Source organism: Wenjunlia tyrosinilytica, from assembly GCF_014646055.1.
GTDB lineage: Bacteria > Actinomycetota > Actinomycetes > Streptomycetales > Streptomycetaceae > Wenjunlia > Wenjunlia tyrosinilytica.
Genome location: NZ_BMMS01000102.1, coordinates 1 through 4,682 on the forward strand (window position 1 = coordinate 1; position 4,682 = coordinate 4,682).

At 72.0% G+C, this 4,682-nt stretch carries 4 protein-coding genes; 3 read left to right on the forward strand and 1 reads right to left on the reverse strand.

From position 1 onward, the window contains the following. Window positions 1–454 precede the first annotated feature (454 nt). The gene (locus IEY86_RS37380) at window positions 455–802 is read right to left on the reverse strand and encodes a GNAT family N-acetyltransferase (RefSeq protein ID WP_229699073.1); all 348 of its coding nucleotides are present in this window, start codon (window positions 800–802) and stop codon (window positions 455–457) included. A gap of 747 nt (window positions 803–1,549) precedes the next feature. Between IEY86_RS37380 and IEY86_RS35590 the strand changes: the two genes are divergently transcribed. From IEY86_RS35590 to IEY86_RS35600, 3 genes are all read left to right on the forward strand, one after another. Beyond that, on the forward strand, window positions 1,550–1,837 hold the full coding sequence (locus tag IEY86_RS35590) for a hypothetical protein (RefSeq protein ID WP_189136041.1): 288 nt from the start codon (window positions 1,550–1,552) through the stop codon (window positions 1,835–1,837). 447 nt (window positions 1,838–2,284) lie between these two features. Next, window positions 2,285–2,719 (forward strand): hypothetical protein, encoded by a 435-nt coding sequence (locus IEY86_RS35595; RefSeq protein ID WP_189136042.1) that lies wholly within the window; start codon window positions 2,285–2,287, stop codon window positions 2,717–2,719. Continuing rightward, window positions 2,716–4,682 (forward strand): tetratricopeptide repeat protein (locus tag IEY86_RS35600; RefSeq protein ID WP_189136043.1); only part of this gene is annotated, 1,967 nt, incomplete at its 3' end. The genes IEY86_RS35595 and IEY86_RS35600, both read left to right, overlap by 4 nt.

Consider the following 4,682-nt stretch of genomic DNA (forward strand, 5'->3'; position numbering starts at 1 on the left):
TCGCTTCGCTCAATTCTTGCCCGGCTTTGCCGGGCCGGACGGGGGGCCGCTTCGCGGACCCCCGTAGGCTGGCAGCAAGGGGTGGGGGCGGATTGGGCTGTCGGGTGACGGAAGGTCATGGGTCCTGCACGGGGCGAGAGATGAGTGCAGGTCGTGGCCGGTGTGCATCAAAACTCTGCCCGGGTGTGGTCTGGGATTTCGAGCCACCCCATCCGGCGCCGGTCGATCCTGCTGGTGCATCACTGTGGTATCCGGGTAGAGATTGGGGCCAGTCCCGGGTCCCTGTGGGCTCTGTTGAGACGCTGAAATCCTTGACGCGACATCACTGAAAAGTTTTGTGTCGTGCCATGGGGTGGCGGCTTTTCATCGTTGTCATCCTATCTGCATTCCGGCCCCGGCGGGGGTGGGGATGCACGATCGGGGCCGCTTTCGGACCTCTGTCCGAATGGCGCTTCTATGGCTGGCGGGCATAGGAATGCAGGCGGTCGATCTCCTCGAATCCGGCTGCTTCGTAGAGGGCGTTGGCTGCCCTGCGGTCGCGGTCGTCTCCGGGCGGGGCGTCGTCGTCCACGTACAGGATCACTTCGGTTGCCCCGAGTGCGGTCAGGACGTCCACAGCGGTGCCGAGCATCGCTGTGCCGAGTCCTCGGCCGCGTGCGGCCGGTTCTACGCCGATCCACCACAGGACTCCCGTTCCCTGGTGCGGGAGGCCGATCGTGGCCTCGGCGATGGTGTTGCGGCGGTCGGTCAGGACGAGACGGCGTTGGTCGGGCGAGAGGTGTTCGACGTCGTACCGGTCCACGTGCGGCAGTCCCTGCACGGGGGGGCGCGGCGCGCATGTAGCGCCACAGGTCGGTGCCCGTGAAACCGGCGCCCATCAAGGCGGCGTGGGTGGCGGGCCGGTGGCCCACGGGTAGTGCTTCCAGGCCGAGGGTCAGGGCTGTGGCGAGTTCGAACGCGAGCACGTGGCGTGCCCCGAATTCGGTGACGGCGCGGTCGATCAGGAAGCGGGCAACGGTCTTGTTCTCCCGGCAGTGCAGCCACAGGATCAGGCCCGTGTCGTCCTTCGGGCGCAGGGCGCAGGAGATGACGCCGACGACGGTGCCTGATCTGTCCGTGGCGACGGTGGTGGCGGGCGGGGCGAGTTCGGCCCACCACCCGGAATCGATGGTGGAGCGGCCGTTGAGGGCGTCGGTGAGCATGTCGGGGGTGACGGCGGGTTGGCCGGGCAGCCGGTCGAGGTCGATCAGGTCCACCAGCGCCGTCCGGTCGGCGCTGGTGCAAGGGCGCAGGCCCGGGCCGAGTGCAGGAGTCACGCTCATGACCATGGCGCGGTGTCTCCCTTCGTGTCCAGGATCGGGGGGCCTCAAGGCGGCGTTGCGTGCCGCCCTGAGGCCCGTGGGGTGTGGGGTTGGGGTTTAGAGGGTCGCGCCGTGGTCGAGGGCTCCCACGAGCCACTGTTCGACGGCGGAGACGGCCGGCAGTACGGCGGTGTCGTTCTCTCGTGCCAATCTCGCTGTCCTGCATTTGTGGTGTTCCCGGCCCCTCCATGAGTTGTGAACACCGTGCAGCAGGGGTCCTTGCGCGCCCTGCCGGCATCCACCGGTGTCCCCGGCCCTCCCGCGCGCCCCGTCTGCGTCTGGCGCTGACCGCGGGCGCCGCCCTGACCGTGCTGGGCAGCGGCGCCGCCTTCGCCGACGGCGCCGAGGGCCTGGCCAGGGAGAGCCTGGCCACACAGGGCGTCGCCGTGCAGGAGCCGACTGCCGAGCAGCTCCAGGCGGCCGCAGATCAGTTGGCCGTCGAAGGCTTCAAAGCCGCCAGGGAAGCGTTTCGTTGAGCAGCGCTGCGAAGCGAGACCAAGCGTGGCCCACCGGAGACAGAAGTACCGGCATGCATGGTGAAGGCCTCCGCGGCATACGGACGGGGTCCCGGTACGCAGTCCATGCGTACCGGGACCCCGTCCGTATCTCGGGTATGAGTGGAGGCGGCCCGCGACGCCTCGGTGCTCCTGTCCATCTCAGCGCGGGTGCGCGTGAAGCCGCCCGGCCTGGGGCCCGGGTATCCGTCGCGAGGGCCGGGGGAAGTTGGGGAACCGGCTGCCCGGGGTGGTCGGTCTCTGGTAGGAGGTAGGCCAGCAGCAATTTTGGACTGCCGTGACGGGGTGTCAGCCCGCAGGGCTGGTCGCGTACGCGAAGGTTCCGGCCGGGCGGGCGGGATGCACAGGGCAAAATTTGGGGGGCGGCTGATGTCGGGTGCGGGGCGGTTAGCGGTCTGGGTGACAGCGGTGGCAGGCGCTGCCGCGGCGGTGGGTCTGGGCCTGGTGGTGGTGCTGGCCGATCTGGACGCGGCGGCGCAGGCCGCCACGGTCGCCGGTGGCCTGGTCGGCCTGGTCGGGGCGGTCGTCTCCGTGCTCACCCTGGCCCGCAGCGGTGCGCCGACAGGGTCCGGCGGGTCCGCCGGGTCAAGCGGGGCGGCAGGCGCGGTGGGCAAGCGCCGAGTGCGGGCGGGGCGCGGCGCGGTAGCGGTGGGCGGGAACGTCACCGGCTCCGCCCTTGGCCGAGGCGCCCGCGTCACCGGTCCTGCTTCAACCCCTCGGCCCGGGGCCGGGACCGGCAGCGGCAGCGGTGCGGCGGAGGTGGATGTGCGTGCCGACCGGGAGGGCACCGCGGTCGGCGGGGATGTCACCGACAGCGCCATCGGAGACGACAGCCGGCGATGACCCGCGACAGCAGCGATGCCCACCGGACCGGAACGGACGAGGCCGGTGGCGACGACGACGCCGCGGACGGCGCCACCGGGGCCGCTGGCAGCGACCTGTCGGGGCATGCGCGATCGGGCGGCGGGCGGGGGGAGGTTTCGTGGGTCGTGTCGGCTCGCGGCCGCGAGGCGATGGCCGTCGGCGGTGACGTGGTCGGCTCCGCGATCGGGGCACACGCCCAAGTCACCCACCACACGACCATCGTGCAGGCGGAGCCGGTGCGGTGGCCGGTGCGGGTGGGGACCGTGCCGCCGCTGGCCTCGGCCTTCCAGGAACGCCCCGCCCTGCGCGCGGTCATCGACCAGGCCCGGCACACCGCCGGTGACGTGGTACTCGGGCAGGTGCTCGCCGGCGAGGGCGGAGTCGGCAAGTCCCAGCTCGCCGCCTCCTACGCCCACCGCGCCCAAACCGACCTGGTGCTGTGGACCACCGCGGCCGACGGCATCCAGCAGGTCGTCACCGACTACGCCCACGCCGCACAGCGCGTCCATGCCCCCGGCGCCACCGGCCAGGACCTCGAGCAGGATGCGATCGCGTTCCTGGAATGGCTGGCGGCGACCTCCCGCAGCTGGCTGGTGGTCCTCGACGACGTCACCGACCCTGCGGCGCTGCACCCCTGGTGGCCCACCGGACGCGGGGCCGAGCGGTGGGTGCTGGCCACCACCCGGCTCCGCGACGCGCAGGGCGGCGCACGCCGACGCGTCGACATCAGCGTCTACACCGAGGCCGAGTCCACCGCCTACCTCACCCGCCGCCTCGAGGAGGAAAACGCCGCACACCTGGTCGGCGACGCCGCGGTGCTGGGCGAGGTCGCCGCCGAACTCGGCCACCTGCCACTGGCCCTCGGGCACGCGGCCGCCTACCTGGCCAACCAGGCCGTGCCCGCCACCACCTACCTGCAACGCCTGCACGACACCCAGCACAAGCTGCCCGACCTGCTGCCCGAGCAGGCCGACGCCGACGGATACGGCCGCGCCGTGGCCACCACCTTGCTGCTCAACCTCGACGCCACCGCCCACGCCGAACCCCGCCCCGGCATCACCCGGGCCATCCTGGACGTCTGCGCCCTCCTCGACCCCGCCGGTCATCCCGAAGCCCTGTGGACCACACCCGCCGCGCTGGCCTGCCTGACCGGCACCACCACCTGGCCCCGGCGATCGGGACTGCGCCGGGGCCTTGGAACCGCAGCGCGCTCCCGTCGCGCACTGGTGGGGGCCGACGCGGTCCAGGTGCGGGAGGCGGTCCGGCTGCTGCACCGCTACAGCCTGATCACCCACGACACCCGCGCCACACCGCCGGTGGTGCGCATCCACGCCCTCACCGCCCGGGCCGCACGCGAGACCACCCCCCAACCCGACCGGCAGGCCCTGGCCCGCCGCACCGCCGACGCCCTCCACGCCCTATGGCCGGCCCAGGAGCACACCGAGCCCGACCTGGCGGCCCTGCTGCGCTCCAGCACCCAGACCCTGCACCGCCACGGCGAACCGCATCTGTGGACCCCGGGCAAGCACGGCGCACACCCCGTCCTCCACCGCGCAGGCCACAGCCACCTGCAGACGCAAATTCCCCATACCTCCATCCACTACTGGGAAGGGCTCACGGCCACCAGCGCCCGCCGCCTGGGCCCCCACCACCTCGACACCCTCACCGCCCGCAGCAACCTCGCCGCCTCCTACTGGCAGGCCGGACGCACCGACGACGCCATCCAACTCAACGAACAAGTCCTGGACGAGAGCGAACGCATCCTCGGCCCCCACCACCCCGACACCCTCACCGCCCGCAACAACCTCGCCAACTCCTACGCGCAGGCCAGACGCACCGACGACGCCATCCAACTGCACGAACAAGTCCTGGACGAGCGCGAACGCATCCTCGGACCCCACCACCCCGACACCCTCACCACCCGCAACAACCTCGCCGCCTC